This window comes from Thalassospira sp. HJ, from assembly GCF_000948415.1.
Taxonomy (GTDB): Bacteria; Pseudomonadota; Alphaproteobacteria; order Rhodospirillales; family Thalassospiraceae; genus Thalassospira.
The window spans coordinates 80,527-106,793 of record NZ_JYII01000021.1 but is presented as its reverse complement, the minus strand read 5'-3'; the positions used below and the strand labels follow the sequence as shown (position 1 = coordinate 106,793).

At 55.6% G+C, this 26,267-nt stretch carries 24 protein-coding genes; 6 read left to right on the top strand and 18 right to left on the bottom strand.

Translation table 11 applies throughout. The features are described 5' to 3' along the window. Positions 1-2 precede the first annotated feature (2 nt). On the top strand, positions 3-461 hold the full coding sequence (locus UF64_RS18305; protein ID WP_044830056.1) for an OsmC family protein: 459 nt from the start codon (positions 3-5) through the stop codon (positions 459-461). A gap of 3 nt (positions 462-464) precedes the next feature. Here the strand turns inward: UF64_RS18305 and UF64_RS18300 are convergent, their stop codons facing one another. Then, on the bottom strand, positions 465-1,259 hold the full coding sequence (locus UF64_RS18300; protein WP_044830055.1) for a class I SAM-dependent methyltransferase: 795 nt from the start codon (positions 1,257-1,259) through the stop codon (positions 465-467). A 180-nt stretch (positions 1,260-1,439) separates the two neighbouring features. On the opposite strand from UF64_RS18300, the gene UF64_RS18295 reads away from it, so the two are divergent. The 5 genes from UF64_RS18295 (at position 1,440) to eutC (ending at position 6,783) form a co-directional block, all read left to right on the top strand. After that, on the top strand, positions 1,440-2,570 hold the full coding sequence (locus tag UF64_RS18295; RefSeq protein WP_044830054.1) for an ABC transporter substrate-binding protein: 1,131 nt from the start codon (positions 1,440-1,442) through the stop codon (positions 2,568-2,570). After that, positions 2,570-3,631: an iron ABC transporter permease gene (locus UF64_RS18290; protein WP_044830053.1), complete on the top strand. Its 1,062-nt coding sequence runs from the start codon at positions 2,570-2,572 to the stop codon at positions 3,629-3,631. Before UF64_RS18295 ends, UF64_RS18290 begins: the two co-directional genes overlap by 1 nt. Continuing rightward, positions 3,625-4,449 carry an ABC transporter ATP-binding protein gene (locus tag UF64_RS18285; RefSeq protein WP_044830052.1) on the top strand — a complete coding sequence of 275 codons (825 nt, stop codon included), beginning with the start codon at positions 3,625-3,627 and terminating at the stop codon, positions 4,447-4,449. Before UF64_RS18290 ends, UF64_RS18285 begins: the two co-directional genes overlap by 7 nt. A gap of 168 nt (positions 4,450-4,617) precedes the next feature. Then, on the top strand, positions 4,618-6,009 hold the full coding sequence (locus tag UF64_RS18280) for an ethanolamine ammonia-lyase subunit EutB (protein WP_044830051.1): 1,392 nt from the start codon (positions 4,618-4,620) through the stop codon (positions 6,007-6,009). Continuing rightward, positions 6,010-6,783 carry an ethanolamine ammonia-lyase subunit EutC gene (gene eutC, locus UF64_RS18275; RefSeq protein WP_044830050.1) on the top strand — a complete coding sequence of 258 codons (774 nt, stop codon included), beginning with the start codon at positions 6,010-6,012 and terminating at the stop codon, positions 6,781-6,783. Here eutC and UF64_RS18270 read toward each other — a convergent pair. From UF64_RS18270 to UF64_RS18190, 17 genes are all read right to left on the bottom strand, one after another. Then, positions 6,780-7,064, bottom strand: coding sequence for a YciI family protein (locus tag UF64_RS18270; protein WP_044830264.1), 285 nt, complete (start codon positions 7,062-7,064; stop codon positions 6,780-6,782). The two genes, eutC and UF64_RS18270, sit on opposite strands and share 4 nt — an antisense overlap. A gap of 92 nt (positions 7,065-7,156) precedes the next feature. Continuing rightward, entirely contained in the window at positions 7,157-7,591 is a 435-nt protein-coding gene (locus tag UF64_RS18265) for a rubrerythrin family protein (RefSeq protein ID WP_044830049.1), read from the bottom strand. Positions 7,592-7,806: 215 nt separating this feature from the next. Continuing rightward, positions 7,807-8,247, bottom strand: a complete 441-nt coding sequence (gene irrA, locus UF64_RS18260) for an iron response transcriptional regulator IrrA (protein WP_044830048.1) — start codon at positions 8,245-8,247, stop codon at positions 7,807-7,809. 183 nt (positions 8,248-8,430) lie between these two features. Then, complete coding sequence (locus UF64_RS18255) at positions 8,431-10,218, bottom strand: SPFH domain-containing protein (protein ID WP_044830047.1); 1,788 nt, start codon at positions 10,216-10,218, stop codon at positions 8,431-8,433. A gap of 157 nt (positions 10,219-10,375) precedes the next feature. Next, positions 10,376-11,770, bottom strand: a complete 1,395-nt coding sequence (locus UF64_RS18250; protein WP_044830263.1) for a nitronate monooxygenase family protein — start codon at positions 11,768-11,770, stop codon at positions 10,376-10,378. A 98-nt stretch (positions 11,771-11,868) separates the two neighbouring features. Then, complete coding sequence (gene pnp / locus UF64_RS18245; RefSeq protein ID WP_044830046.1) at positions 11,869-13,992, bottom strand: polyribonucleotide nucleotidyltransferase; 2,124 nt, start codon at positions 13,990-13,992, stop codon at positions 11,869-11,871. A gap of 209 nt (positions 13,993-14,201) precedes the next feature. Next, complete coding sequence (gene rpsO, locus UF64_RS18240) at positions 14,202-14,471, bottom strand: 30S ribosomal protein S15 (protein ID WP_007088414.1); 270 nt, start codon at positions 14,469-14,471, stop codon at positions 14,202-14,204. 17 nt (positions 14,472-14,488) lie between these two features. Further along, positions 14,489-15,415, bottom strand: coding sequence for a tRNA pseudouridine(55) synthase TruB (gene truB, locus UF64_RS18235; protein WP_044830045.1), 927 nt, complete (start codon positions 15,413-15,415; stop codon positions 14,489-14,491). Then, positions 15,415-15,834 (bottom strand): 30S ribosome-binding factor RbfA, encoded by a 420-nt coding sequence (gene rbfA, locus UF64_RS18230; RefSeq protein WP_044830044.1) that lies wholly within the window; start codon positions 15,832-15,834, stop codon positions 15,415-15,417. The genes truB and rbfA overlap by 1 nt, the downstream gene beginning before the upstream one ends. Before the next feature lie 17 nt (positions 15,835-15,851). Next, the gene (gene infB / locus UF64_RS18225; protein ID WP_044830043.1) at positions 15,852-18,518 is read right to left on the bottom strand and encodes a translation initiation factor IF-2; all 2,667 of its coding nucleotides are present in this window, start codon (positions 18,516-18,518) and stop codon (positions 15,852-15,854) included. A gap of 80 nt (positions 18,519-18,598) precedes the next feature. Then, complete coding sequence (locus tag UF64_RS18220; RefSeq protein WP_044830042.1) at positions 18,599-19,189, bottom strand: RNA-binding protein; 591 nt, start codon at positions 19,187-19,189, stop codon at positions 18,599-18,601. Positions 19,190-19,207: 18 nt separating this feature from the next. Next, on the bottom strand, positions 19,208-20,764 hold the full coding sequence (gene nusA / locus UF64_RS18215) for a transcription termination factor NusA (protein WP_044830041.1): 1,557 nt from the start codon (positions 20,762-20,764) through the stop codon (positions 19,208-19,210). Positions 20,765-20,773: 9 nt separating this feature from the next. Then, a complete protein-coding gene (rimP, locus tag UF64_RS18210; protein ID WP_052657720.1) occupies positions 20,774-21,274 on the bottom strand; it encodes a ribosome maturation factor RimP in 501 nt (166 codons plus the stop codon). 200 nt (positions 21,275-21,474) lie between these two features. Next, positions 21,475-22,071, bottom strand: coding sequence for a biliverdin-producing heme oxygenase (locus tag UF64_RS18205; protein ID WP_052657702.1), 597 nt, complete (start codon positions 22,069-22,071; stop codon positions 21,475-21,477). Between the two features lie 133 nt (positions 22,072-22,204). Then, complete coding sequence (locus tag UF64_RS18200; protein WP_052657701.1) at positions 22,205-23,554, bottom strand: HlyD family type I secretion periplasmic adaptor subunit; 1,350 nt, start codon at positions 23,552-23,554, stop codon at positions 22,205-22,207. Beyond that, a complete protein-coding gene (locus UF64_RS18195) occupies positions 23,551-25,233 on the bottom strand; it encodes a type I secretion system permease/ATPase (RefSeq protein WP_044830039.1) in 1,683 nt (560 codons plus the stop codon). Before UF64_RS18195 ends, UF64_RS18200 begins: the two co-directional genes overlap by 4 nt. A gap of 166 nt (positions 25,234-25,399) precedes the next feature. Further along, complete coding sequence (locus UF64_RS18190; protein WP_044830038.1) at positions 25,400-26,137, bottom strand: calcium-binding protein; 738 nt, start codon at positions 26,135-26,137, stop codon at positions 25,400-25,402. Positions 26,138-26,267: the final 130 nt, after the last annotated feature.

Here is a 26,267-nt window from a genome sequence, read left to right as displayed (position 1 = left end):
ACATGAGCAGCTTTGGCGCAGAAGTTATCTGGCAGCGCAAGGAAGCCGAAATTTTTACTGATCGCCGCTATTCACGCGGTCATGTCTGGCGCTTTGATGGCGGGGTCGAAGTCCCGGCATCTTCATCCCCGCATGTGGTACCACTTCCCTATTCGCTTGAAGAAAATGTCGACCCGGAAGAAGCCTTTGTCGCCGCCCTTTCAAGCTGCCACATGCTGTTTTTCCTGCATTTCGCATCCGATGACGGGCTGGTGGTCGATCATTATGCCGATGCCGCGATCGGCGAGATGAAAACCGTTGATGGCAAAACCATGATCACCAAGGTGACGCTGCGCCCCGATATCCGCTATGGCGGTAAGGCACCAGATGCAGAACTGGTCGCGGACCTGCATCACCGGGCGCACGAGGCCTGCTTTCTTGCCAACTCGGTCAAAACTGAAGTCGTCGTCGAACCAGTTTAACGCCTAATTCGCGAGGGGCTTTTGCGCACAGATGGCATAGCGATGCTGTGCACCGCGCTCCAGCCCCTTGGCAAAGCTGATGTGTTTTTTCTGAGCGCTGTGGATCTGCTTCAGATCGAAATCCACCGCAATCGGATTGAACCCGGTCTGGCTCAGCATGGCTTTGACCTCGTCGGCCCGTGCCCCGTTTGAGAAATGCACGCGGGCCAAAATGTCATGATGGGTCTGCATATATGCCACCGGTTCAACCGGTTTGCGCAGGCCCAGACTTTCAAGGAAACCTGCCATTGCCTTGTTGAATTTCGTCGCCCAGGTCGGGGAAACGAAATCGCCATCAACCACCAGAAGCTTGCCACCGGGTTTAAGAACCCGGAACCATTCCGCAAAGGCCGCCGCCGGGTCGACCAGCGTCCAAACCAGATGACGGGTGACGATCACATCGTAGCTGTCATCATCTTCAAGGGTCCGTTCGGCATCGCCGAGCAGGAAACGGATGTTCGATCCGCGCTGCTTTGATTTTGCACGCGCCTTTTCAAGCATTGTTTCCGACCAGTCCATGCCGGTCACATCAAAACCAAGATCATGCATCAGATGACTGATCACGCCAGTCCCGCTTGCCAGATCAAGCGCCTTGCGCCCGTCACCCTTGCCAAAATGGCGTTCAAACAGGGCATGCCAGGCACCGCGCTCAGACTCTGAAAAAATCTCATGGCCGGGCTGCTGATCAAAGGTTTCTGCGCGCATCGACCAGTATTCCTTGATCTCTTCGCGCAGATTGTAATTGCTGGCGTGGCTCATTTTTCCGGATCTCTCTTGGCCGAAAACAGCAGAAACCTGCTGCGTTGCTCAACTCTAAATTGAATATTATTATCTTTTAATAAATCAAAAATTTTCACTATTTTTGCGAAACATATTGATTTGCATTCTTAATAACTGATAATCCCGGCCTCAGGCAATCCTAATTTTGAGGGAATGGGAATGAAAATCTTGGGTGCATTTGCCGCAGTTACCATGCTGCTGGCAGGAACGGCACAAGCCGCAGAAACCGTCACGATCACCGACATTGCCGGGCGTGAAGTCGCGGTCGAACTGCCGGTCGAACGTGTCATTCTGGGGGAAGGACGCCTGATTTATGGTCTGGCAACGCTTGATAGCGAAGACCCCTTCCAGCGTGTTGTCGGCTGGCGCGACGACCTGAAAAAGGCCGATCCGCAGACCTACGACATCTATGCTGCAAAATATCCGCGTATTGACGACATTCCGACCTTTGGTGGCATGAAAGATGGCACGTTCGACATCGAACAGGCCATTTCGGTCAATCCGGACGTCGTGATCATGAACCTCGAAGCCAAAAGTGCGACCGAAGATGGCGGTTTTGACGAAAAACTCGCCGCTGTTGGCATTCCGCTGGTCTATATCGACTTCCGCGAAGCACCGATGAAAAACACCGACACCAGCATGAAAATCCTCGGTCAGCTGACCGGCAAGGAAGACCGTGCTGCGGAATTCATCAGCTTCCGCACCAACAGCATCAAGAACGTCACCGACCGCATTGCCAAGGCAAACCCGGAAAAACCGCAGGTCTTCATTGAACGCGCGGCGGGTTATTCCGATGAATGCTGCATGTCATTTGGTAACGAGAACTTCGGCACCATGGTTGAAATGGCCGGTGGCGTGAACATCGCGGCATCGATCATTCCGGGCACCTTTGGCACGATCAACCCGGAACAGGTTGTTGCATCCAACCCCGATCAGTTCGTAGGCACCGGTGCAAGCTGGGAAGCTTACTCACCAGGCGGCGCATGGGTCGGTCTTGGCCCGGATGCCGATATGGTTGAAGCACGCCGCAAACTGGTTGGCCTAATGGAACGCCCGGCCTTTACTGGCGTCAAAGCGGTCGAAAATGGTGAAGTTCATGCCGTCTGGCACCAGTTCTATAACAGCCCGTACCAGTTCGTTGTGATCGAACAGATGGCGAAATGGTTCCACCCGGACCTGTTTGCGGACATCGATGCCGAAGCAACCTTCAAGGAACTGCACGAACGCTTCCTGCCGCTGGATTACCAGCCGGGCTACTTCATCTCGATCAGCGATACAGCCACAAACTAATGACGACCAACCAAATCAGCGTCGAAGCCGGGAGCGTGCATTACAAAGCACGCTCCCTGCGTCGTTTTTTGCTCCTGCTTGCAATGGCGGGGGCATTGTTTCTTTCGTTTGCCATCGATCTGGCGACGGGCCCGGCGAATTATCCGTTATCGGACGTGATCGCCACCCTGCTTGATCCATGGTCGGCCACCGATCAGCTGCGCGTGGTGATCTGGGATATCCGCATGCCTGTCGCGCTCATGGCGCTGACCGTCGGTGCTGCCCTGTCGACCGCAGGCGCGCAAATGCAGACCATCCTTGCCAACCCTTTGGCCAGCCCCTTTACCTTGGGCATTTCGGCCGCCGCCGGGTTTGGCGCGGCACTGGCATTGGTCCTCGGTGTGGCGCTTCTGCCGGCCTTTGTTGATTTCATCATTCCGCTCAACGCCTTCATCATGGCGATGGGTACGGCATTGATCATTCATTTCTTTAGCCGCCTGCGCGGTGTGACGGTTGAAACCATCGTGCTTCTGGGTATTGCGCTGGTCTTTACCTTCAACGCGCTTCTGGCCCTTTTGCAATATCTGGCAAGTGAGCAGGCCCTGGCAGCTGTTGTCTTCTGGACCATGGGGTCACTTGTGAAAGCAACCTGGACCAAGGTGGCGGTAACCGCCGTTGCAGTCATCATTGCCATTCCGCTCTTTACCCGGCAGGCATGGGCACTGACCGCCCTTCGGCTCGGCGATGCCAAGGCGGAAAGTTTTGGCGTGAACGTGCAGGGTCTTCGCCTGCGCACCATGCTGATCGTAAGCCTTCTGGCCGCCATTCCGGTCTCATTCGTCGGCACGATTGGCTTTATCGGCCTTGTCGGACCGCATATTGCCCGCATGCTGGTCGGTGAAGATCAACGCTTCTTCCTGCCGGCATCCATTCTGTGCGGCGCCTTGATCCTGTCGGCCACCTCGGTGCTGTCGAAATTGCTGATCCCGGGTGCGATCCTGCCGATCGGGGTGATCACCGCCCTTGTCGGTGTGCCCTTCTTCTTCTCGCTGATCTTCGCAAGCCGGAGGAAATCATGGTAACGCTGCGTCTTGAAGATATTGGCACCCGCTATGGCAAGGTGCAGGTCGTATCCGGTGTCACCACCCCGACCATCCAGCCAGGCACGGTAACCGCCGTCATCGGCCCGAACGCGGCTGGTAAATCCAGCCTGTTTCGCCGTGTTGCCGGCCTTGCACAGGGTGGCGGCGTTGTCGATCTTGGATCACATCAATCAGATCGCAACACGATTTGCTATATGCCGCAGGATACCGGTTCGACCGCCGTTCTGTCAGTCTATGAGTCCGTCATTCTCGCCGCCAAACAGGGTTCCAGCCTGCGCGTCCGCGCCGAAGAACTTGCCCGGATCGACGAGATTCTGGCCGCCCTTCGTATTGGCGATCTTGCCGGGCGCAATCTGGGTGAGCTGAGCGGCGGGCAGCGGCAGCTGGTCGCGATTGCCCAGACGCTAGTGCGTGACCCGAAGATCCTTCTGATGGATGAGCCGACCTCGGCCCTTGATCTGCATCGCCAGATGGAAGTCCTGTCCTTCATGCGCGACGTCGCCAAAGGCCAGAACATCATTGTCCTGATCGCCATTCACGACCTGAACCATGCCCTGCAATATTGCGATCAGGCCATGGCCATTCGCGATGGCAGGATGGTGGCGTTTGGTCCGTGCTCGGATGTGATCGACAGCGACCTTCTGCGCGATGTCTATCAGGTCGACGGCCATGTGGAGCTCAACTCCCTTGGCCATCCGCATATCGTGCTGCGTGGTCCCAGCGATGAAACCAACAGCCGGCACAATACTGCCGTTGGTCACAACGATCTGGCAGACACCGCATTGGCTGCTCAATAGGAAGGCGCCGCTTTCCTTGTGATTAAAAACTTTGCATTTGAGGCATTTTCTGCTTCCATGGACGAATGATGATCATGCATCGCAACAGCGTCATGTTTGACGCTGTTTTCCTTTGTGAACAGGGCCAAAATTCCCTGGCGATGTCTTTCATGCTTCAGGAGGCAGAACTTGCAGACCGGCGCGCCATTCAGTTTTGAACGCTTTACCTTTCCCGACTTGAAAACCCTGTTGGCAAAGGCAAGTCCGCTTCGGTCGGGCGATGTGCTGGCAGGCCTTGCCGCAAGCTCGGATGAAGAACGGGTCGCGGCGCGCTTTGTGTTGGCCGATGTGCCGCTCAAACGGTTTTTAAGCGAGGTCCTTGTTCCCTATGAGGATGATGACGTCACCCGCATGATCATTGACGATCATGATGCGGATGCCTTTGCACCGGTATCGTCCTTGACCGTGGGTGAATTTCGCAACTGGCTTTTGGGCGATGATGCCACCCCCGAAGCGCTTAAACATCTGGCCCCCGGCCTGACGCCGGAGATGGTGGCGGCGGTTTCAAAGCTGATGCGCAATCAGGATCTGATTGCGGTTGCCAAGAAATGCCATGTAGTGACCGCCTTTCGCAATACGATCGGTTTGCCGGGGCATCTTTCGGTCCGCCTGCAGCCCAACCATCCAACCGATGACCCCGCCGGCGTCGCGGCCTCGATCCTCGATGGTTTGATGCATGGCAGTGGGGATGCGGTGATTGGCATCAATCCGGCGACTGACAGCCCGGAAGCCATGATAGAGCTTCTTAAGCTGATCGACGAGGTCCGTGAACGGATCGATATCCCGACCCAGTCCTGCGTTCTGGCCCATGTGACCACGGCGATTGATGTCATGGCGCGCAATGCGCCGGTTGATCTGGTGTTCCAATCAATCGCCGGCACACAAAAGGCCAATGAAAGCTTTGGCATCAATCTGGCTATGCTGGCCGAGGCCGAAGACGCTGCCAAGGGCCTTAAGCGCGGCACGGTTGGCGACAACGTCATGTATTTCGAAACCGGACAGGGTGCCGCCCTTTCAGCCGATGCCCACGAAGGCATTGATCAGCAAACCGTCGAGGCGCGTGCCTATGCGGTAGCACGCAAATATTCCCCGCTTCTGGTCAACACCGTGGTCGGCTTTATTGGCCCGGAATATCTGTTTGATGGCAAACAGATCACCCGTGCGGGTCTTGAGGACCATTTCTGTGGCAAGTTGCTTGGCGTGCCGATGGGATGCGATGTTTGCTACACCAACCATGCCGAGGCCGATCAGGATGACATGGACAACCTGCTGACCCTTCTGGGTGTTGCCGGCTGCAACTTCGTTATCGGGGTGCCCGGTGCGGATGACATCATGCTCAATTACCAAAGCACAAGCTTCCATGATGCGATGTATCTGCGCTCTGTGCTGGGTCTGCAGCCGGCACCGGAGTTTGCCGCCTGGCTGCGCAAGATGGAAATTCTTGATCAGAACGGCCGCACCCGCCCGCAGCTTGACGGGCAAGCGGCCCAGAACCTTCTGGCATGGTCGGGGGCCGCTTAAATGAGCAATCTGACCAACAAGAAAATCCCGAGCGGCCTTGATCCGTGGAATGCGCTGCGGGTTCATACCGATGCCCGCATCGGCCTTGGCCGAGTGGGCGACGGATTACCCACCGAACGATTGCTGGAGTTTCAGATGGCGCATGCGCGCGCCCGCGATTCGGTGCATATGGCTTTTGAGGCCGGTTCCGTCCGTGCCCAGCTTGATGGGCTTGATCGACCGATCCTTGATGTCCATTCCGCTGCGCCTGATCGCCCGACCTATCTGCAACGTCCCGATCTTGGTCGTTTGCTTGATGACGAATCGACTGCGACGCTGGGCAAACATGCCGGGGACTATGACGTTGCCTTCATTCTGGCCGATGGCCTGTCGGCACGTGCGACCCATGATCATGCGACCAATACCCTGTCGCTGATCCTTGATCAGTTGGGTGAAAGCTGGTCGGTCGCACCGGTGACGCTGGCAACGCAATCACGCGTTGGACTGGGCGATGAAATTGGTGCGGCCTTGGGGGCGAAACTGACAGTGATGCTGATTGGTGAACGCCCGGGTCTGTCGAGTGCCGATTCGCTTGGTTGTTATCTGACATGGGGACCCAAGCGCGGGCGTTCAAACGCAGATCGCAACTGCGTTTCAAACATCCGCCCGGCCGGTCTAAGCCCGGAAAAGGCTGCCAAAAAGATCGCCTATCTGATGACAGAATCGCGCAAGATGGGACTGTCGGGTGTGGCATTGAAAGACAATTCATCCAACCCTGACCTGATCGAGGGCTAAGCCTTAAGCGCCTCAAGACCGTCTGCCACCATCACCGGATCAAATTCCGTGATGTGATAGTCAGCCAGATCATGCTGATGAAACGGATCGCGTGTCAGTTCGTCTTCAAGGACCGCGCGGTCACCCTTGGCCAGAATCACCCCACCATCGCGCGGCACCTTGCGCCCGGATGCCAGAAACATGCCCTTGGCATAGGCCTGCTTGAGCCAGGCAATATGGCCCTCGATATGGGCATCAACCTGTTCAAGCGGCACCTTGTAGCTTAGCGAAACGACAAACATCGGTTTTCCTGTCATCGGTTTTGGTTGCGATGCCCCAAAACTCTTTGGTTTTACCCGTGATCACAAATCACGTTCTGGCGATCAGGGTTCAATCAGCTTGCATCAGTCTGACTACCCATCCGGGCAAGAAGACGTTCGATGCGATCTGCATGGGCACTTTCGACCCGTGCCAGACTTTCAAACCAGGCAGCAACATCTTCAAGGCCCTCTTCACGGGCGATGCGGGCCATTTCCGGATAAGCCGTTTCGGCCTCGTCCTTTTCCTGTGCGATCGCGGCTTCAAGGTTAAGGCGCGTTGTGCCCATATCCTTGCCGGTCAGGGGATCACCCGCGGATTCGAGAAATTCCAGATGGCCAAAGGCATGGCCTGTTTCGGCCTCGGCCGCGGTGCGGAAAAGCTCGGCGGCCTCCGTCTGGCCTTCAATGTCAGCCTGCTGGGCAAAGTAAAGATAGCGTCGGTTGGTTTGCGCCTCAGCCGCAAAGGCCGCGCGCAGGTTTGCCTCGGTACGTGTTCCCTTAAGCGCCATGTGCGCTGATCCTTGTTATTGTTCGCCCAATACAGCCGTGTTGTATGAGCAAAAGTCGCAAAAAATAAGGCGGCAGAACCAAGTGGTTCTGCCGCCCTTTATTTGTCGTCAAATCCACCGTCGTCAAGCAGAGCAGGGGCAATTGCACTGATCAGACGTCAGATTTCATCTGCCTGTCACCTGCGCAAGGCTGCGCAAAGGACGGCGGGTATGTCTTAGGCCGCGTTCTGTGCCGCCTGGTTGCGACGCAGACGGAACACCAGATCGACCGATGCCAGTTCCGTGCCGTTGGGCATGTTCGGAATGTTGGCGATCTTGACGTCACCGGCCGGGATATCGGACAGCATGCCGTCTTCTTCGCAATAGAAATGGTAATGCGGTTCGGTGTTGGTATCGAAATAGGATCGACCCGAATCAATCACGATTTCATTGAGAAGGCGCGCATCGGTGAACTGGTGCAGGGTGTTGTAAACCGTTGCCAGCGATACCTTGATATTGTTGCTCATGGCTTCGGAATGCAGCTGTTCTGCCGTGACGTGACGGTGGCCATCATCAAACAGCAAACGAGCCAGTGCCAGACGCTGACGCGTCGGACGCAGATTGGCATCCTTGAGCCGGTTAAGCGCGTTGGTATATGGACGCGATGTATGTCCCATAGCTTTGCCCCTTTGTCGTGGTCGGGCCACAATCACAATGGCCCTGTTAAATTCTTGGCATAGACTAAAGAACCCGAACGCGTTGTTCTTTGATTTTGATCAACTATAATCGCGGGATGAAATAACGCTAAATACAAACAAAAAGGGCCGGTAAAAACCGGCCCTCTCTATAGTGCGTTTTTCTTATTCAGCTGGCTTGTTTGCGCCTTTGAACAGTTGAGTGCCGCGTAAAATGGCTGCGGCTCCCCCCAACCCGTCGCTTGCGTCGCCAGAAACGTAAACCTCCGGCACAAGTTTCGAGACGAGCTTTACCAACTCTGGCTTTCTCTCAAGTGTATTTAGGAACTTCTCCAAAGCTTGAAGCATTACGACGCGATCTTCGCCCAGAACCTGTGCCTGAGCCATCTGGCCGTCTGCCAGAGCCGTCAAATAGCTTTTTTCTGCTTCCCCAAGGTTTTTGCGCTCTAACTTGCGCTTCTCAGAGATTTCGACGTCAATTTCAGCCTTAACCAACTCTGATTGCTGATTTGCTGTCGCACGTGATTTCTCGGTTTTAATTCGTTCATCTTGCGACAGTTTTTCCTGCTGATAGGCTGCAGCAAGCTGACTTGCCAGCTGCTCTCTCTGTCGTGCAACAAGCAGTTCAGGCGGAATTACAGGCTCACCAAGTCGTACCTCTTTTATATTGATACCTGCCTTGTCACCTTCTATGCGAACCTTCCGTTCAATGGTGTTTTGCAGTGCTTCCCGATTTTCAATCAGATCTAGAACGCGCGTTTTTCTCACCACATAAGCGTTCGAGCCATCAACACTTGGAAGCTGTATTGATCCACCTGCAACGTCGCGAACAATAGAACGGATAGTTGGTGTAAGTACTCGGTCCTCTATCTCTCGAAGACTACCAACCGACGCAACAACATAGGGGGCATTTTCGCGTGTCACCTGAACCAGGACGCGAACCTCTTGGGGGATTTCCCAACCCTCCACCTTGACGACAATGGCGCGGTCCGCATCATCTTTGGGGTTGAACACGACGTTATCTGTGGTTTCCGTCTGTCCAATTTTTCCTTGCTGGTCGACGTTAAGTTTGATCGAACGCTTTACATATCCACCACGGTATTTCCACGTTTGAACACGCGTATCCACGAGGGTCACGTCGTAAGCCTCGCGATTTATGTAATATGCATCCGGGTTGAGAACCGTTTTCCAGATACCCTTGCACCCACGCGGAACCAAAGCGACACTCAATGCGCTAACATCACTGTTAGTGATCTCATCGCATTCCGAGCTCGGACGTTCTTGGACGTTCGACTTTACAACCCCAACAAAACCCGCTGGAATTTCGGTAATGAGCGTATCAGTGGGGCCATTACCCTCGGTGAGACCGTCACGATCATAGGTAATCTCTGCACTCCCGGTTCCGATTTTTACACGGAAGAGATAGAGGTTCAGAGGGTAAACACCCGGCTTCAGCACTGTGGTTTGAAGGCCTTTCTGCCCGCCATTCTGCAGGAAGTAAGACGCGTCGAGCATATCCTTGACTTCTGCCTCGGGCCACGGCGCGGCAAAGGCTGCACCGGAAGGTAACGGATTTCCGTCCCGAGCTTCAATCAGACCATATGAACCTGGTGGAATCTCAACCATCGGCAGGACTGCAACGTCGTTGATAACAGTCAGCAAAGGTTCAAAATGAAAACCGGGCGACAAAATTCTTGATTGAAAACCGTTTTCGCCTGAAAGAGCGATCAGTCTGCCAGCAGGAAGCGAACTACCCCCGTATATTCGCTTCAAGTGCGCTACTTGGTTACCGCCGACATAGACATACGATGTCGAAGCAAAGCAAACCAATGCAACGAAAAACAACCCGGCTGAAGTCATCTTGCCAATTGCTGGACGACTTTCTGGTATCCCCTTAACGAATATAAATGCCGCTGCAATTAGAAACAGCAACCCTAGTATCAGCCAAATCATTCAGATCTCCCAAAATCTGTACCGCAGTCATTCGATCTTGCGGCCCTATCTTGGCATGGTACTTAAGATTGCAAACATTACATGTGATTTTTCGCACAAATAGCAAAAAAGGGGCCAGTAAAAACCGGCCCCTTTTTATTTGGTTCTGACATCTGGATCAGTCGCCCGTCATGATGCGGTCAACCAGTTCCTTCACAGTCGGAATGTTGCCGTTGGCATAGAACGGATCTTCGCCAAACTTGTAGGCATTGTGACCGGCAAACATCAGTTCGTGCTCGACATCGGCACCATGTGCGATGTTCTGCAGCGTCTTCTGGATGCAGAAGGACCGCGGATCGGCACGTTTGCCGGTGGTGCCTTCATGCTGTTCCCAGTTGGAGAACTGGCACTGCGACAGGCAGCCCATGCAATCGATCTGGTCTTTCTTGATCGTCAGTGCGCTTTCCGGGGTGACAAACACCATGGTGTCATCCGGGGTCGGCATGCCTTCGGTATAGCCGGCTTCAAGCCATGCCTTAACCTTGTCGGCATCGTCTTCGCGCACATAGATCGGACGACCACGACGGCCGAGCGGAATACCGACATGCAAATCAGCTTCTGCCGTACGCGAATAGCGTACCTGACGATCAGAACGCTGATGCAGGTCTTCGAGGAAGTCGTTGCGCACAGCCGAGCTGTAGAAACCGGTCGGGCTGAATTTGTGCAGCGAAACATCACCGTTCTGCAGACTGGTCAGACGAGATTTCCAGTCATCAGAAATCTCGCTTTCCTGGGTCAGAAGCGGACGCGTCCCGAACTGGAAGGCCACCGGGGCCACTTCCGGATTGTCGATCCAGTCTTCGAAATCGCGCAGGAACCAGACGCCGCCAGCCATGATGATCGGAACATCATTGAGGCCGACGGAATTCATGAATTCACGAAGGGCTGCAACACGCGGGAACGGATCTTCTGGGACCAGCGGGTCTTCGGAGTTTGACAGACCGTTATGGCCGCCAGCACGCCACGGATCTTCATAGACCACGCCGCCAAGCCATTCCGGGATCTTTTTATAAGACCGCAGCCACAGCGCACGGAATGCACGCGCCGATGACACGATCGGATAATAGTGCACGCCATATTGCGCGGAAATCTGGGCGATCTTGTAAGGCATACCCGCGCCACAGGTCACCCCGTGGATCAGGCCTTTGGCCCCTTCAAGAACACCATGGAGAATGGGTTCGGCACCGCCCATTTCCCACAAAACGTTCATATGCAAACGACCTTCGCCGTTCCGCATTTCGTGCGCAATTTGTGCCTGCGCAATCCCGCCACGAATACCATAGGCGATCAGTTCCTGATGGCGGTCGCTACGGGTTTTTCCTGCATATACGATCGGGACCAGATTGCCGTTCTCGTCATAAGAATCGGCATTCACAGCGGAAAAAGTCCCGATACCACCGGCAGCAGCCCATGCGCCGGAACTTTTACCCGTCGATACAGCAACGCCTTTGCCACCTTCAACAACTGGCAAGACCTCTTTACCCGACATGACGAGCGGTTTAAGGGCTTTCAAATTCGTCTCTCCCATTCGGCATTTGCCCACGATACCAAGATATCGTGCAGAGCGCCGGACGACGTCGCGTTTTTATCGTCGTCCGGCATCCCGTTAGCTTATTCGGCGTCGCCTGCGTCGAGGTCAGCACCGGTTTCCTGGTCAACACGTTTCATCGACAGCTTGATTTTGCCACGGTCATCGAAGCCGATGACTTTGACCTTAACCTGGTCGCCTTCTTTCACGATGTCCGAAACCTGTTTGACACGCTCAGGCGCCAGTTCGGAGATGTGAACAAGACCGTCGCGCGCACCGAAGAAGTTCACGAATGCGCCGAAATCAACAGCCTTAACGACCTTACCGTCATAGATATGATTCAATTCAGGTTCCGCAACGATGGATTTGATCCAATCCACAGCCTGCTTGCCTTTGGCACCGTCGGTATGTGCGACAGTGATCGAACCATCGTCTTCGATGTCGACTTTTGCACCGGTTTCTTCGCAGATTTCGCGAATGACCTTGCCGCCCGAACCGATGACATCACGAATTTTGTCTTTCGGGATCGAGAACTGGGTGATGGTCGGTGCATTGCCCGAAACTTCACCGCGTGCTTCCGGAAGGGCTTTCGCCATTTCGCCCAGAATGTGCAGGCGGCCATCACGGGCCTGTTTCAGAGCGATCTGCATGATGTCTGCGGTCACCGAGGTGATCTTGATGTCCATCTGCAGCGAGGTGATACCGTTTTCGGTACCGGCAACCTTGAAGTCCATGTCGCCAAGGTGATCTTCGTCACCCATGATGTCGGACAGAACGGCAAAGTCGTCGGCTTCCTTGATCAGGCCCATGGCAATACCCGCAACCGGGCGTGCCAGCGGAACACCAGCATCCATCATTGCAAGCGAGCTTGCGCAAACGGTTGCCATCGAGGAAGAACCGTTCGATTCGGTGACTTCGGAAACGATACGGGTGGTGTATGGGAAGGCGTCCTTGCCCGGCATCAGCGGGTGCAGGGCGCGCCATGCCAGTTTACCGTGACCGATTTCACGACGGCCCGGCGACCCCATACGGCCAGCTTCACCAACCGAGTACGGCGGGAAGTTGTAATGCAGCATGAAGCTTTCACGGTATTCACCGTCAAGCGCGTCAACGATCTGCTCGTCCTGGCCGGTACCGAGGGTAACGACAGCCAGCGCCTGGGTTTCACCACGGGTGAAGATCGAGGAACCGTGCGAACGCGGCAGAACCGAAACTTCGCCCATGATCGGACGAACGTCGGCACCGGTACGGCCATCAATACGCTTGCCGGTTTTCAGGATCGCACCGCGAACGATGTCTTTTTCCAGATCCTTGATGATCGAGGAAACCTTGCCTTTGAGTTCATCAGGAACTTCATCACCAAGTTTCTCAACGATGTCTGCTTTCGCAGCAGCAACAGCAGCCGAACGCTCCTGTTTGACAACGTTTGCGTAAGCAGCGGTCAGGCCTTCGGTGCCCAGAGCAGCAACTTTTTCGACCAGCGCGTCATAACCATCCGGAAGACCGGCAACGTCACGCGGCTCTTTGGCAGCTTCTTCGGCCAGATCAATGATCAGGTCGAGAACGCCCTGGAACTGGTCATGACCGAATTTGACTGCACCAAGCATGATGTCTTCGGACAGTTCGGATGCTTCGGATTCAACCATCATCACGCCGTCGCGGGTACCGGCAACAACGAGATCAAGGTCGCTTTCCTTAACTGCTTCGGTCGACGGGTTCAGAAGGTATTCACCATCCTTGTAACCAACGCGTGCGGCACCGATCGGGCCCAGGAACGGCAGACCGGAAATGGTCAGCGCAGCCGAGGTACCAATCATCGCAACCACGTCCGGATCGTTTTCCATGTCGTGCGACAGAACGGTACAAACGATCTGGGTGTCGTTGCGGTACTGCGGGTGGAACAGCGGACGGATCGGACGGTCGATCAGACGCGAAACAAGGGTTTCTTTTTCGGACGGACGGCCTTCACGCTTGAAGAAGCCACCCGGGATCTTGCCGGCAGCAAATGCTTTTTCCTGGTAGTTAACCGTCAGCGGGAAAAAGTCGACATCCGGGCGCGGCTGTTTGGCGCCAACAGCAGTACACAGGACAACGGTTTCACCGTAGGTCACCTTGACGGCACCATCTGCCTGACGGGCAATTTTACCGGTTTCAAGAACCAGCTTGGCATTGCCCCACTGCATTTCCTTACGGACGACATTAAACATTATTTTCTCTTCCTCTTACAAACCTCTGGCGGACCCGAAATAGTACACGAGTTCCGAACACATTACTCATGAGGCTTGCATGACAGCGTCATGAGTAATGGGTCCGGCGTAAGCATCGGGTCGGCCCATCCGACCCTGCTTCTCGTGTTCCGATCCACCGGAACAATAAAAAAACGACGGCGGAGGTCACCCTCCGCCGCAGTTTGATATCAGCGGCGAATACCGAGGCGTTCGATAACGGTCTCGTAACGCGACTGGTCTTTGCGCTGCAGGTACTTCAGCAGGCGGCGACGCTGACCAACCATCATGAGAAGACCACGACGGCTATGGAAGTCGTGGTTATGTTCTTTCATGTGCTCGGTAAGGTTCTTGATCCGTTCAGTCAGGATAGCAACCTGGACTTCGGGGGAACCGGTGTCACCGTCTTTCTGAGCGTATTCTTTGATCAGCTCAGCTTTGCGTTCAGCAGTAATCGACATCAGGCATCCTTTCGCCTTTAGAGATTAAAAACACGCACAGGACGGATTTCGCCACCATTGATCTCCGCCAGCGCTACCGCGCGGTCATCGAGCATGGCACAGACGATTTCGTCCTGCACGACGGGGTTTTCAAGGGCATTGCGCTTTGCCACCGGCAACAGCCCGACGGGCTGGCCAGAGGAAAGGCGTTGCGCCTCGACTTCGGTCAGGGCCAGCGCCGGGATGTCGTCCAGCGCGGTCTCAACCGGAAGCAGTTTCTTCATCACATCGTCCGGGTCCATATCCAGCAGTTCCTGCAGGGGAATGGCGTTCCCTTCCGAAAACGGCCCCGCCGAAGTCCGGCGAAGCGCGGCAATGTAGCCGACAGTACCAAGGCGCAGCGCAATATCGCGCGCCAAAGATCGCATATACGCGCCTTTGCCCGACACAACGTCAAGCACGGCATGATCGCGATCTGGCATGTCGACCAGTCGAAGATCCTTGATCAGAATCGGACGTGGCTGCAACACCACATCTTCATCGCGGCGCGCAAGATCATAGGCACGCTTGCCATTGACCTTGATCGCCGAAAACTTTGGCGGCACCTGCTGGATTTCACCGATGAATTCACCCAGCACAGCCTTGATTTCGTCTTCAGTCGGACGATGGTCAGAGGTTTCAATCACCTCACCTTCCGCATCGTCCGTACTGCGCGCTTCGCCGAATTTCAGCGTCACACGATAGCTTTTACTGCCATCCATGACATAGGCAACCGTTTTGGTTGCTTCGCCAAAGGCAATTGGCAGAACGCCGGACGCCAGCGGGTCAAGCGTTCCGCCATGTCCGGCCTTGTTGGCGTCCAACAGACGGCGCACCTGATTGACCACGGTTGATGACGTGATCTCCAGGGGCTTGTCGACCGCCAGCCAGCCATTAATGCTTTTACCGCGACGGCGACGCGCCATCAGTCGTCCTCATCTTCTTGGTCACCCGACCGATCGTCCACAAGATCCTGCGCAACATGCGGGTCGCGCAGAAGGGCACTCAGATGGTCAGCGACATCAAAACTCTTGTCTTCGACAAATCGCAATGCAGGCACATATTTCATGTGAACCGCATGGGCCACATGATTGCGCAGGTGACCTTTCTGACGCATCAACGCCTTCATCGACGTTTCCGCTTCCCCGCCGCCAAGCGGGGTGAAAGATACCATAGCATTACGCATATCCGGTGAAAGATTGACGCCCGTGATGGTTACCGGGCGACGTGTCAGATCCGGATCGTAAATGTCTCCACGCTCCAACGCCTGCGACAGCGCCTGACGGATTTCTTCCGCCACGCGGAGCTGTCGCTGACTTGGTGCTTTGGCCGGTTGCTTCGCCATTTCAGTTCCTCACCGTCTTACAGTTCGACGGCAATTTCCTCGTTTTCGAAGCACTCGATGACATCGCCAGCCTGGATATCGTTGTATTTGGCAAACGACATACCGCATTCATAGCCCTCGCGGACTTCTTTGACTTCGTCCTTGAAGCGACGGAGCGTCGAAAGTTCGCCGGTATGAATGACGACATCGTCGCGCAGCAGACGGACGCCTGCGCCACGTTTGACGATACCCTCGGTGACCATACAACCGGCAATCTTGTTGCCAGAGATGGTGAAGATGTCGCGGATTTCTGCGTAACCCAGGAACTTCTCGCGAACTTCCGGAGACAGCATGCCCGACAGCATCTTTTTGATGTCATCAGCAACATCGTAAATGATCGAGTAGTAACGAATATCGACGTTGTCACGACGGGCCTGTTCACGAGCCTGCTGATTTGCACGCACGTTAAAGCCGATGATCAGCGCATTCGATGCACGCGCCAGGGTCACGTCGGATTCGTTGATACCGCCCACACCGCTATGCAGAACACGGACCGAGACTTCCTCGTTACCAAGTTTCTGCAAGGTGCCGATAAGGGCTTCGACAGAACCCTGCACGTCACCCTTGATGACGATCGGGAGTTCTTTAACTTCGCCGCTCTGCGAGAACATGTTCTCGAGTGCGGATTTCTTCATCGCAGCAGCCTGGGTTTCACGAATGCGGCGCTGACGGAAGTCAGAGACCTCACGGGCCTTGGCTTCGTTTTCAACAACCACAAAGTCGTCACCAGCAGACGGCACACCGTTCAAGCCAGTTACCTCGACCGGCATGCCCGGGATGGCATCCGAAACACGGTTGCCGTGATCGTCGATCAGGGCACGGACACGACCCCATTCCGGACCCGTGACAAAGATGTCACCGGTGCGCAGCGTACCGCGCTGAACCAGAACGGTTGCGACCGGACCGCGGCCTTTTTCCATGCGGGCTTCAACAACAACCCCGTCCGCAACGCGGCCCGGGTTGGCTTTGAGGTCAAGAACCTCGGCCTGCAGCAGAATGGCTTCTTCCAGCTCGGTCAGGCCGGTGCGCTGTTTGGCCGAAACCTCAACAGCCTGGACGTCACCGCCCATTTCCTCGACCACGACTTCGTGCTGAAGCAGTTCGGTTTTCACTTTCGATGCGTTGGCACCCGGCTTGTCGATCTTGTTGATCGCGACAATCATCGGAACACCAGCAGCCTTGGCGTGGCTGATTGCCTCAATCGTCTGCGGCATGACCGAGTCATCTGCAGCAACAACCAGAACCACGATATCGGTTACCTTGGCACCGCGCGAACGCATTTCGGTAAATGCGGCGTGGCCCGGGGTATCGATAAAGGTGATTTTCGAACCGGTTGCCATGGTGACCTGATAGGCACCGATATGCTGGGTAATGCCGCCAGCCTCGCCACCGGCAACGTCGGTGGAACGCAGCGCATCAAGCAGCGACGTTTTACCATGGTCAACGTGGCCCATGACGGTCACGACCGGCGGACGACCAACGAGCTGTTCTTCGTTGTCATCTGCACTGACCAGTGCCTCTTCAACGTCAGCATCGGAAACACGGCGCATGTTATGGCCGAATTCCTCGACAACTAGCTGTGCGGTATCGGGATCAAGGCTCTGGTTGATGGTCGCCATAACGCCCATGCTCATCAGGGTCTTGATCACGTCTGCCGCACGTTCAGCCATACGGTTGGCCAGTTCCTGGACGGTGATAACGTCCGGGATAACCACATCACGCACGACTTTTTCCTTCGGCTTCTGCGGGCCCTGGGCACGCGCTTTTGCTTTGGCTTGCTGGCGCTTGATCGACGCCATGGAACGACGGCGACCGCCTTCGTCACCACTCATGGCATTGTTGATCGAAAGCTTGCCACGACGGCGGCCATCGTCACCCTTGGTGCGCGCAGCTTTGCCGGCTTCTTCCTCGGCACGCTTGCGGGCTGCCACACGGGCATTTTCTTCTTCGATTTCCTTGCGGCTTTTGGATTTGCCATCTGCCGGGGCGGAACGACGACGCTCTTCCGGGACAAGCGGCTCTGCCGGCTCACCCTGCATGACGTTTTCTTCTGCCTTCGGCTTGGCAGCCGGTTTCGGCTTGGAAGTTTTGCCCTTTGCAGTCGCGGCGGCAAGCTGCTGTTCGACTTCTTCCACAGACGGGGAGTCGTTTTCAGACTTGGCCGGTGCTTCTTCCTGCTTGGCTTCGGCAGCAGCCTTGGCTTCTTCTGCCTTGCGGGCTTCTTCCTCGGCCTTGCGCGCGGCTTCTTCGCGAGCACGAATTTGTGCGTCCGCTTCGTCCTGCTTGCGGCGCTCTTCAGCAGCCTTCAAAGCAGCCATACGGGCAGCACGTTCGCTATCGGTCAGGTTGCCGTGATCATCAACGGCCTGACGCGATTTCGGCTCTTCAACCGGCTCTTTCTTGACTTCCGGTTCCGGCTTTTCTGCTGCCGGGGCCTGCTCTTCGACCAGGTCCTTCTTCACTTCACGGAAGCGACCGGATTCGTTCTTTTCGAATGTACGCTTCTTGCGCACTTCGACGGTCACAGATTTTGACCGTCCATGCGAGAAGTTTTGGCGAACCTGACCTGCCTCGACCGTCTTGCTCAATTCAAGCTTCGATCTGTTGAGGCTCAGCGGTTTCTTCTCCTGATCGCGATCACTCATAATCCGTACAACTTCCTCATTTCCTGCGGGATCGGCTACATATTCCGATCCTGTCCTGTCCGTCTGGCGCTGGTCTGATGTCAGACAGCGCGAAATCCTTCAAGCCGCTTGCACGAACGCCCCAACCGGTTGGCAAGGCCTCCTGGCGCAACGGCCACATGTACTGCTTTTTCACGACCAAAGGCCGCGCCGATTTCAGCAGCATCCAGAACGGAATAAATCGGCAGATCCCGGGCCTTGGCCTCGATCTTTGATTTTCCGTCTGCGGCACCATCGCGTGCCGCCAATATCAAGGCTGCGCCCTCGGCAATCTGGGCACGGGCCTTTTCAAATCCTGCAACAGCCTGTCCGGCACGTCGCGCCAGCGACAACAGATCGATGCATTTGCGTGTCAGCAGCTCTTCGATCCGGTCTGCAAGTGCGGTGTCGATCACGACTTTTTGCCGCGCCGCCTTGGCAAAAGCGTTCTTTGCACAGGCGGTATTTATCACATCCCGCGACGGGCACAACCATAATCCCCGTCCCGGCAGCCGTTCCTCAAGGTCGGGAACAACCGAACCATCCGGCCCGATCACAACCCTGAGAAGATCTTCCTTGTTCCGGACTTCGCCGGTGACAATGCACCGGCGTTCCGGAACCTCGGCTACCTTGCCGCCTTTACGATGCGACATGGCATCCTCCGATCGGCCTTAGGCCTCTTCGCTTTCAGCCGTTTCTTCGGTCTCTTCTTCAAGACCTTCGAACCAGCCAAGCTTGCGACGGGCTTCCATGATCATGTCATTGGCCTGATCCATGGTAATGGTATCGGCATCCCCGACATATTCGATCAGCTCGTCACTTGCGAGATCTGCGAAATCTTCAAGGTTTTTGACGTCGTTTTCGCCAAGGCGAACAACAACAGCAAGCGACAGACCCGGGAATTCAACCAGATCATCGGCAACCTTGAGCTCTTCACGACGCTTCTGAAGACGCTCGGCCTCTTCGGCAAGGAAGGTGCGTGCGCGGTTGCGCAGCTCTTCGGCGATTTCTTCTTCAAAACCTTCGATCTCGGCCAGTTCTGCCAGCGGCACATAACCGACTTCCTCGATCGAGGTGAAGCCCTCAGCGACCAGGAGATGGGCGATAACTTCGTCAACATCAAGGGCCTTGATGAACATTTCCGCACGCTTGCGTGCTTCTTCCTGACGACGTTCGCTTTCGTCTTCCTCGGTCAGAATGTCGATATCCCAACCGGTCAGCTGGGAAGCCAGACGTACGTTCTGACCACGACGGCCGATCGCAAGGCTCAGCTGATCGTCCGGAACGACGACTTCGATGCGGTTGGTTTCTTCATCGATAACAACCTTGGTGACTTCGGCCGGAGCCAGAGCATTCACAACGAAGGTTGCCGGGTCTTCCGACCACTGGATGATGTCGATTTTTTCGCCCTGCAGTTCGGCAACAACGGCCTGAACGCGCGAACCGCGCATACCGACACAGGCACCGACCGGGTCGATCGAGCTGTCCGAAGACAGAACCGAGATTTTCGCGCGCGAACCCGGGTCACGGGCAACCGATTTGATTTCGATGATGCCGTCGTAGATTTCCGGAACTTCCTGGGCAAACAGTTTTGCCATGAAGGTCGGATGGGTACGCGACAGGAAGATCTGCGGGCCACGCTGTTCACGACGGACATCAAGGATCAGGGCACGAACCCGGTCACCCTGACGCACGGTCTCGCGCGGGATCAGTTCTTCACGGCGCAGAATGGCTTCGGCACGACCGATATCGACAAGAACGTTGCCAAACTCGACACGCTTGACGACACCGTTGATGACTTCGTCTGCGCGGTCCTTGTATTCCTCGAACTGGCGTTCGCGCTCTGCATCGCGCACTTTCTGCACGATGACCTGCTTTGCGGTCTGGGCAGCGATACGGCCAAAATCGATCGGCGGCAGCGGATCAACCAGGAACTCACCAAGATTGATGTTCTCGTCACGGATACGTGCCTGTTCGAGCGACATCTGGGTGAAATCGTTTTCGATTTCATCGGTGACTTCGATGTAACGGGCGAGTTTGATTTCGCCGGTTTTACGGTCGATATGCGCACGAATGTCATGCTCGTGACCATATCTGGAACGACCGGCCTTCTGAATGGCCTGTTCCATGGCACCGAGAACTTCGTCACGATCAATGCCCTTTTCACGGGCGACGGCATCAGCGACCTGCAAAAGTTCCGGCCGCGGCATTCCCGAAGTTGCTTCCATATCCAACCTCTATTCTGCGTTGTCGTCATTCCGGCGGTCGCCGGTGACGTGCGCGATCAATTCATCTGTCAGCACCAATTTCGCTTTCGCGATATCGGCCAACGGCAACAAGACACGTTCGCCATCCACAATCAGGGCGACCGCATTATCTTCAATCCCATCCAGCACACCGCTGAAACGGCGACGACCATCCATGGCCATCACCAGCTCGACCTTTGCCTCAAAGCCCTTCCACACATCAAAGTGCGCAGCACGGGTCAGCGGGCGGTCGATACCCGGGGAACTGACTTCAAGGTGATAGGCACCTGAAATCGGGTCCTCGACATCCATCAGGGCAGAAACCGTACGGCTGATTTCGGCGCAATCTTCAACATTGATGCTGCCTTTCGCGTCCGGACGATCCGCCATGATCTGCAGGATATTGTGATCCTGACCCGTCATCGAAACGCGAACCAGCTCAAAGCCCAGCGCGTTGATTGACGGCTCGATAATCTCTGCGATTTTCGCCATCAACGGGTCTTTTAACTGTTGTCCAATCAGCTCAGCCATAAAGCGATGCCATACCCCAAAAAGCACAAAAGAGCGGGCGCGGGGCCCACTCTTTGTCAGAATTTACAAAAAGCTTGGCGGCGTTATACAGCCGGTTTGTGCAAAAATCAAGTCAGGATACCGGCAGCCAACGCCATTCAACCTAAGGATTCCGTGCGGGTTTAAACCGACGGCTGCGGGGCGGCCAAACCACGGAAGAAGGCAAAGGCATTTACAGCCCCATCACGCACCGCTTGCTCGTCCTTTGCATCAAGCGCCAAGCCATTGACCTGCTCTGCAAATTCCCGCCAGTACTTGCCACGCCCTTCAACATGGCCGGCCAGATGACGGGCGCCAAATTGCGCATGCAGACCGATCTTGTCTGCCGCCTTAAGCAAAAAGGCTGCACCAAGCGATGAGCCTTCACAGACATACAGCCAGCCAACTCTTTCCGCGCCATCGGCGTTAATCGGCATACGACTCCAGTCTTCATCCGCATCATACCCAAGGTCGGCCATATCGGCACAGACGGCATCATATCGGCTGCGCTCTGCCAGGCCCGGAATGGCATCATTCAGATCAGCTGCCGCATAAAGTGATTTCATCCGGCCATGAAATATATGTTGCAAGCGCAAGAAGCGCAGATAGTTGTCGCGGCTATCGAACGGCTCCATGGCCATAACCATGTCATCGACCGACTGATGCGCGCTGCGCGTCGATTGCTTGAGTTCTTCAAGACGGGTCATGCCCGCCATTGCCTGACCTGATACAGCATTCATTGCCGTTGCCCTTTCATAAGTCCGATCCTGAGTCCGGCCGAATGGTCCATTGCCGTTCGGCTCCCTGTTCTCAAGACGGGTCAGGCGGGCTGATATCTGACATTCACCGCGCAAAATCATTCCAGGGTCACAATCAGTCTTCGCGAAACGCGCGGGCAAACTGATCCGATAATGGTTTGAACAGATAACTAAGGGCTGAGCGTTCCCCGGTTGCCAGGAAGGTTTCAACAGGCATGCCCGGCACCAATTCACGACCTTCAAGTTTGGCCACTTCACCGGCCTCGATGCGCACCCTTACATTATAATATGTCTCACCCGTCAGCTCATCGCGATCCAGATCGGCTGACACAAAGGAAACCTGTCCGGTCAGTTCCGGGGTGGTTCGCTGATTAAACGCCGTGAAGCGCAACATGGCTTTCTGACCGACAACGACCTGTTCGATGTCACGCGGATTGACCTTTGCCTCAATCACCAGCTCGTCCTGATCCGGGACAATCCCCATGATCCTGTCACCCGGACCAATCACACCACCGACCGTATGCACAGCAAGCTGATAGACCGTGCCGTCATAGGGTGCGCGAATATCGATCCGACGCAGCTGGTCTCGCAAGGCGATTTCACGCTGCATCAATTGGGCAATTTGCTGATCAATATCGGTCAGTTCGCCAAGAACCTCTGTCTGCCGATCACGGTCAAGCTGCAGGATTTGCATCTCGGTTTCGGAAATCTGCATGCGTGTTGCGGCAATCTGGGCCGTCAGTTCGCCATGTCGGCCATCAAGGCTGGCGCGTTCGCGGCGCAGGGCAGCAACCCGCGTGATCGGCACAAGTTGTTTGGCAAACAGGGTTTCAAGCCCGGTCAGTTCATCAACGATATGATGTCGCTCTTCCTCATTGGCGTTTTTCTGCGCAGTCAGGCCGACAACCGTTTCTGAAAGCTGGGAAAGCTTTTGGCGCAATTGTTCCTTTTCGCCTTCAAGGCTGTTCTTGCGGGCGGCAAACAGACTGACCTCGGCCGCGATCAATTCGGATATCTTTGGCTCCGACTGGCGATCGATAAAGGCCGCCGGCACTTCAAGGGCGGACAGGTTGTCACGTTCGCCGCTCAGACGCATGCGTCTGGCGACCAAGGCTGACAATTGTGTTTCAACAATTCCGAGACTTGCACGCGCCATTGTGTCGTCCAGCCGGATCAGAAGATCACCGGCTGCAACCCGATCGCCATTCTTCACATTGATCTGGCCAACAATGCCGCCTTCTGAATGCTGTACGTCCTTGACGTTGCTTTCGACGACGAGCTTGCCCGTGGCAACCACCGCACCAGAAAGCTGGGCAAAAACAAGCCACAAGACACAGCTGGCAAAAAGCACAGCGACAATCCCGCCACCCCAAACAATATGCCGGCGTAATGTTGCGATTGCTGGAGACATCACCTTGGGATCTGCCGATCCGCTCGGCCCGGTGGCAAGCTGTAATCTGGTCATGCGGTTTCTCCCACCTGTCTGACAGTTTTGCGCATGATGTCATCGCGTTTGCCAAACGCCACCTGACGCCCGTCCTGGATAACGGTCGCAAGGTTCACGGTTGCAAGTGCACTGGGCCGATGGGCGATCAGAACGACGATCGCCCCGCGCGCACGGGCATCCCTGACCGCTTGAAGCAAGGCCTGTTCACCGATGCTGTCGAGGCTTGCATTGGGTTCATCAAGGACAATCAGGAACGGATCACCAAACAAGGCACGGGCAAGGCCAATGCGTTGCCGCTGCCCGCCTGATAGGACAACACCGCCACTGCCAATCCGGGTGTCATATCCGTTGGGCAGGGACAGGATCATCTCATGTGCGCCAGCTGCCTTTGCGGCCGAAACAATGGACTTGTCGGTTGCATCAGCCTGCAACCGGGCGATATTGCGCGCAATCGTTTCGTCAAACAGCGCCACATCCTGCGGCAGATACCCGATATGGCGGCCAAGATCGACCGGGTTCCAGTGCGATAACTCTGCCCCGTCAAGGCGGATACTGCCACCGCGAAACGCCCCCATGCCAACAAGTGCCCGCCCAAGCGTCGATTTTCCCGAACCACTTGGCCCGATCACACCAAGCCCGTCGCCGGCGCTTAGGGAAAGCTCGCCAACCCGCAAAAGAACCTTGTCTTTGCCGGCCTTCTGATTACCGGGCGTTCCGATCACAAGACCCGAAACTGAAAGGCTCTCAGACGGCGCGGGCAGAGTCGTGGTTGCCGCTTTATCGGAAATATCGGGCAGAAGTGCATCAAGACGACCCCAAGCTTGTCGGGCTGCGACAAAGCCGCGCCAGTTGGCGATGGCCTGTTCAACCGGTGATAAGGCACGCGCGGTTAAAATCGATGCTGCGACCATCGCACCGGGGGTGACTTCCTGCTTGATCGCAAGATAGGCACCGAGTGCCAATACACCGGACTGCAGCGCCAGACGAATGACCTTGATATAGGCCGAGAAGGTCGAGTTGACGTCACCAACGGCGGTATTGTCGTTCAAATACAGATTGTTTTGCTTGGCCCATGCACCGCGAAAGGCATCTTCCATGCCCATGGCACGAATGGCTTCGGCATTTTGCCGTCCGGCTTCAATCAACGCATTGCGCCTGACGATCTGGCTGTTCATCCGCGCGACTTTCTTGCGCGTCACAAATTCACTGATCAGGGTCAGAGCAATCAGGACCAACCCGCCGACAAGCGCCAGCACGCCAAGCCAGGGATGAAAGGCAAAAACAATCCCAAGGAAAAGCGGCATCCATGGCAAATCACATATCGCGACGGGCCCGGAACCACCAAGGAACTGCCGGATCTGATCAAGATCGCCAAGTGGCTGGGTGTTTTCGCGACCGTTTTTCAGACGCAGATCCAGGGTACTGGAAAGCGCCATCGGCCCGATCTGTTCATCGACCCGCCAGCCAATCCGGACCAGCATGCGCGCACGCAGGGCATCCACGGCGCCAAGAAACAGATAAAGACCAACCACAAGACCGATCAGGGCAATCAGGGTGGGGATGCTCTGACTGGCCAGAACGCGGTCATAGACCTGAAGCATGAAAAGCGGGCCGGTCAGCATCAAAAGGTTGGAGACACCACTCATCGCGCCGACGGCCAAAAAGGCGCCGCGCAATGTGCCAAGGGCACGGCTCATCGGGCCGGAATGCGTCGAAGGCTGGGTGGGGCTTTGGGATGCTTTGACAAACACGCTTTTGATACACCAGTCATCTAGGGTAGGTTGGGGTGGGTGCCGCTGTTACGCGGCACCCTGCAATCAAGACCTTGTGCCCGTTCCGCAGCTTGCGGGACGGGCCGTTTTGTTAAACGAAGTCGGTTGCATCAAGGTCGTTGAAATCAACACCGGTCAGGGTGACGGTGCCGTTAGCATGGGTGATCACGGCATTGCCTGCGCCATCATCGCCAATGGTGACCGAGTTGTAGTCGATATCAAGAACGTCGGTACCATCGGTGAAGTCGGTGATGGTGTCGTCGCCAAAGCTTGACGAGGTATCGAACTCAAAGGTGTCCGCCCCGCCATTACCGGTCAGAACGTCATCACCTGCCCAACCACCAATTACGTCATCCCCGGCGCTGCCGTTGATTTCAACACCGGAATCAAGGACTGATTCCAGCGTATCGGTGCTGCCGGAATAGATGTCGACAAGAACGCCATTGGTATCGCTGTTGGACAGGTTCAGGCCCGAGATATCGACAGGCGAGTCGGTGAAGTCAAACTCGGTTCCGTTGTCTGCGACACCAAGGGTCGTGCCAAAGGACAGCTTGTCGAGATTGCCCGTGATCGTGTGTGTGTTGATGTCGTAGGCGAAGTCAGAGCTTCCGGCTGTCGCAAGCACAGAACCGGTGTAGCTGCTGCTGCTATCCTGGTCGGCCGCCAGGAACTGTGTACCACCATAATAGCTCGACGGTGCAAAGCCATCATAGAAAGTACCGTGGTTGCCCGAACCAAGGGAGAAGTTGGTGTTGAAGTCTTCAATAACACCATGCAGGTCCACACCAGCACCCGAAGATGCTGCGTTCAGATCAATCGTAATAGTCATGTCAGTTTCTCCTGTCATAAAGCTACCCATTTAGCGGATAACGCAATGAGAATGACTCTTATTATCCTTAAAAGTCAACGAAAAAAATTGTTTATTATCAATAGTTTATATTGATCAACACGAAAGCCCA

Bases quoted from the DNA above. Each gene is read 5' to 3' on its own strand.
- UF64_RS18195 (WP_044830039.1), bottom strand. From the start codon at position 25,233: ATGAGCCGTGCCCTTGGCACATTGCGCGGCGCCTTTTTGGCCGTCGGC.
- rpsO (WP_007088414.1), bottom strand. From the start codon at position 14,471: ATGTCGATTACTGCTGAACGCAAAGCTGAGCTGATCAAAGAATACGCT.
- truB (WP_044830045.1), bottom strand. From the start codon at position 15,415: ATGGCGCGTCGCCGTCGCGGTAAAAGCATTAATGGCTGGCTGGCGGTC.
- rbfA (WP_044830044.1), bottom strand. From the start codon at position 15,834: ATGGCGAAGCAACCGGCCAAAGCACCAAGTCAGCGACAGCTCCGCGTG.
- irrA (WP_044830048.1), bottom strand. From the start codon at position 8,247: ATGGGACATACATCGCGTCCATATACCAACGCGCTTAACCGGCTCAAG.
- nusA (WP_044830041.1), bottom strand. From the start codon at position 20,764: ATGGAAGCAACTTCGGGAATGCCGCGGCCGGAACTTTTGCAGGTCGCT.
- eutC (WP_044830050.1), top strand. From the start codon at position 6,010: ATGAGCAATCTGACCAACAAGAAAATCCCGAGCGGCCTTGATCCGTGG.
- rimP (WP_052657720.1), bottom strand. From the start codon at position 21,274: ATGGCGAAAATCGCAGAGATTATCGAGCCGTCAATCAACGCGCTGGGC.
- UF64_RS18300 (WP_044830055.1), bottom strand. From the start codon at position 1,259: ATGAGCCACGCCAGCAATTACAATCTGCGCGAAGAGATCAAGGAATAC.
- UF64_RS18265 (WP_044830049.1), bottom strand. From the start codon at position 7,591: ATGGCGCTTAAGGGAACACGTACCGAGGCAAACCTGCGCGCGGCCTTT.
- UF64_RS18270 (WP_044830264.1), bottom strand. From the start codon at position 7,064: ATGTTTGTCGTTTCGCTAAGCTACAAGGTGCCGCTTGAACAGGTTGAT.
- UF64_RS18205 (WP_052657702.1), bottom strand. From the start codon at position 22,071: ATGAATGCTGTATCAGGTCAGGCAATGGCGGGCATGACCCGTCTTGAA.
- infB (WP_044830043.1), bottom strand. From the start codon at position 18,518: ATGAGTGATCGCGATCAGGAGAAGAAACCGCTGAGCCTCAACAGATCG.
- UF64_RS18285 (WP_044830052.1), top strand. From the start codon at position 3,625: ATGGTAACGCTGCGTCTTGAAGATATTGGCACCCGCTATGGCAAGGTG.
- pnp (WP_044830046.1), bottom strand. From the start codon at position 13,992: ATGTTTAATGTCGTCCGTAAGGAAATGCAGTGGGGCAATGCCAAGCTG.
- UF64_RS18220 (WP_044830042.1), bottom strand. From the start codon at position 19,189: ATGTCGCATCGTAAAGGCGGCAAGGTAGCCGAGGTTCCGGAACGCCGG.
- UF64_RS18190 (WP_044830038.1), bottom strand. From the start codon at position 26,137: ATGACTATTACGATTGATCTGAACGCAGCATCTTCGGGTGCTGGTGTG.
- UF64_RS18200 (WP_052657701.1), bottom strand. From the start codon at position 23,554: ATGACCAGATTACAGCTTGCCACCGGGCCGAGCGGATCGGCAGATCCC.
- UF64_RS18295 (WP_044830054.1), top strand. From the start codon at position 1,440: ATGAAAATCTTGGGTGCATTTGCCGCAGTTACCATGCTGCTGGCAGGA.
- UF64_RS18305 (WP_044830056.1), top strand. From the start codon at position 3: ATGAGCAGCTTTGGCGCAGAAGTTATCTGGCAGCGCAAGGAAGCCGAA.
- UF64_RS18255 (WP_044830047.1), bottom strand. From the start codon at position 10,218: ATGATTTGGCTGATACTAGGGTTGCTGTTTCTAATTGCAGCGGCATTT.
- UF64_RS18290 (WP_044830053.1), top strand. From the start codon at position 2,570: ATGACGACCAACCAAATCAGCGTCGAAGCCGGGAGCGTGCATTACAAA.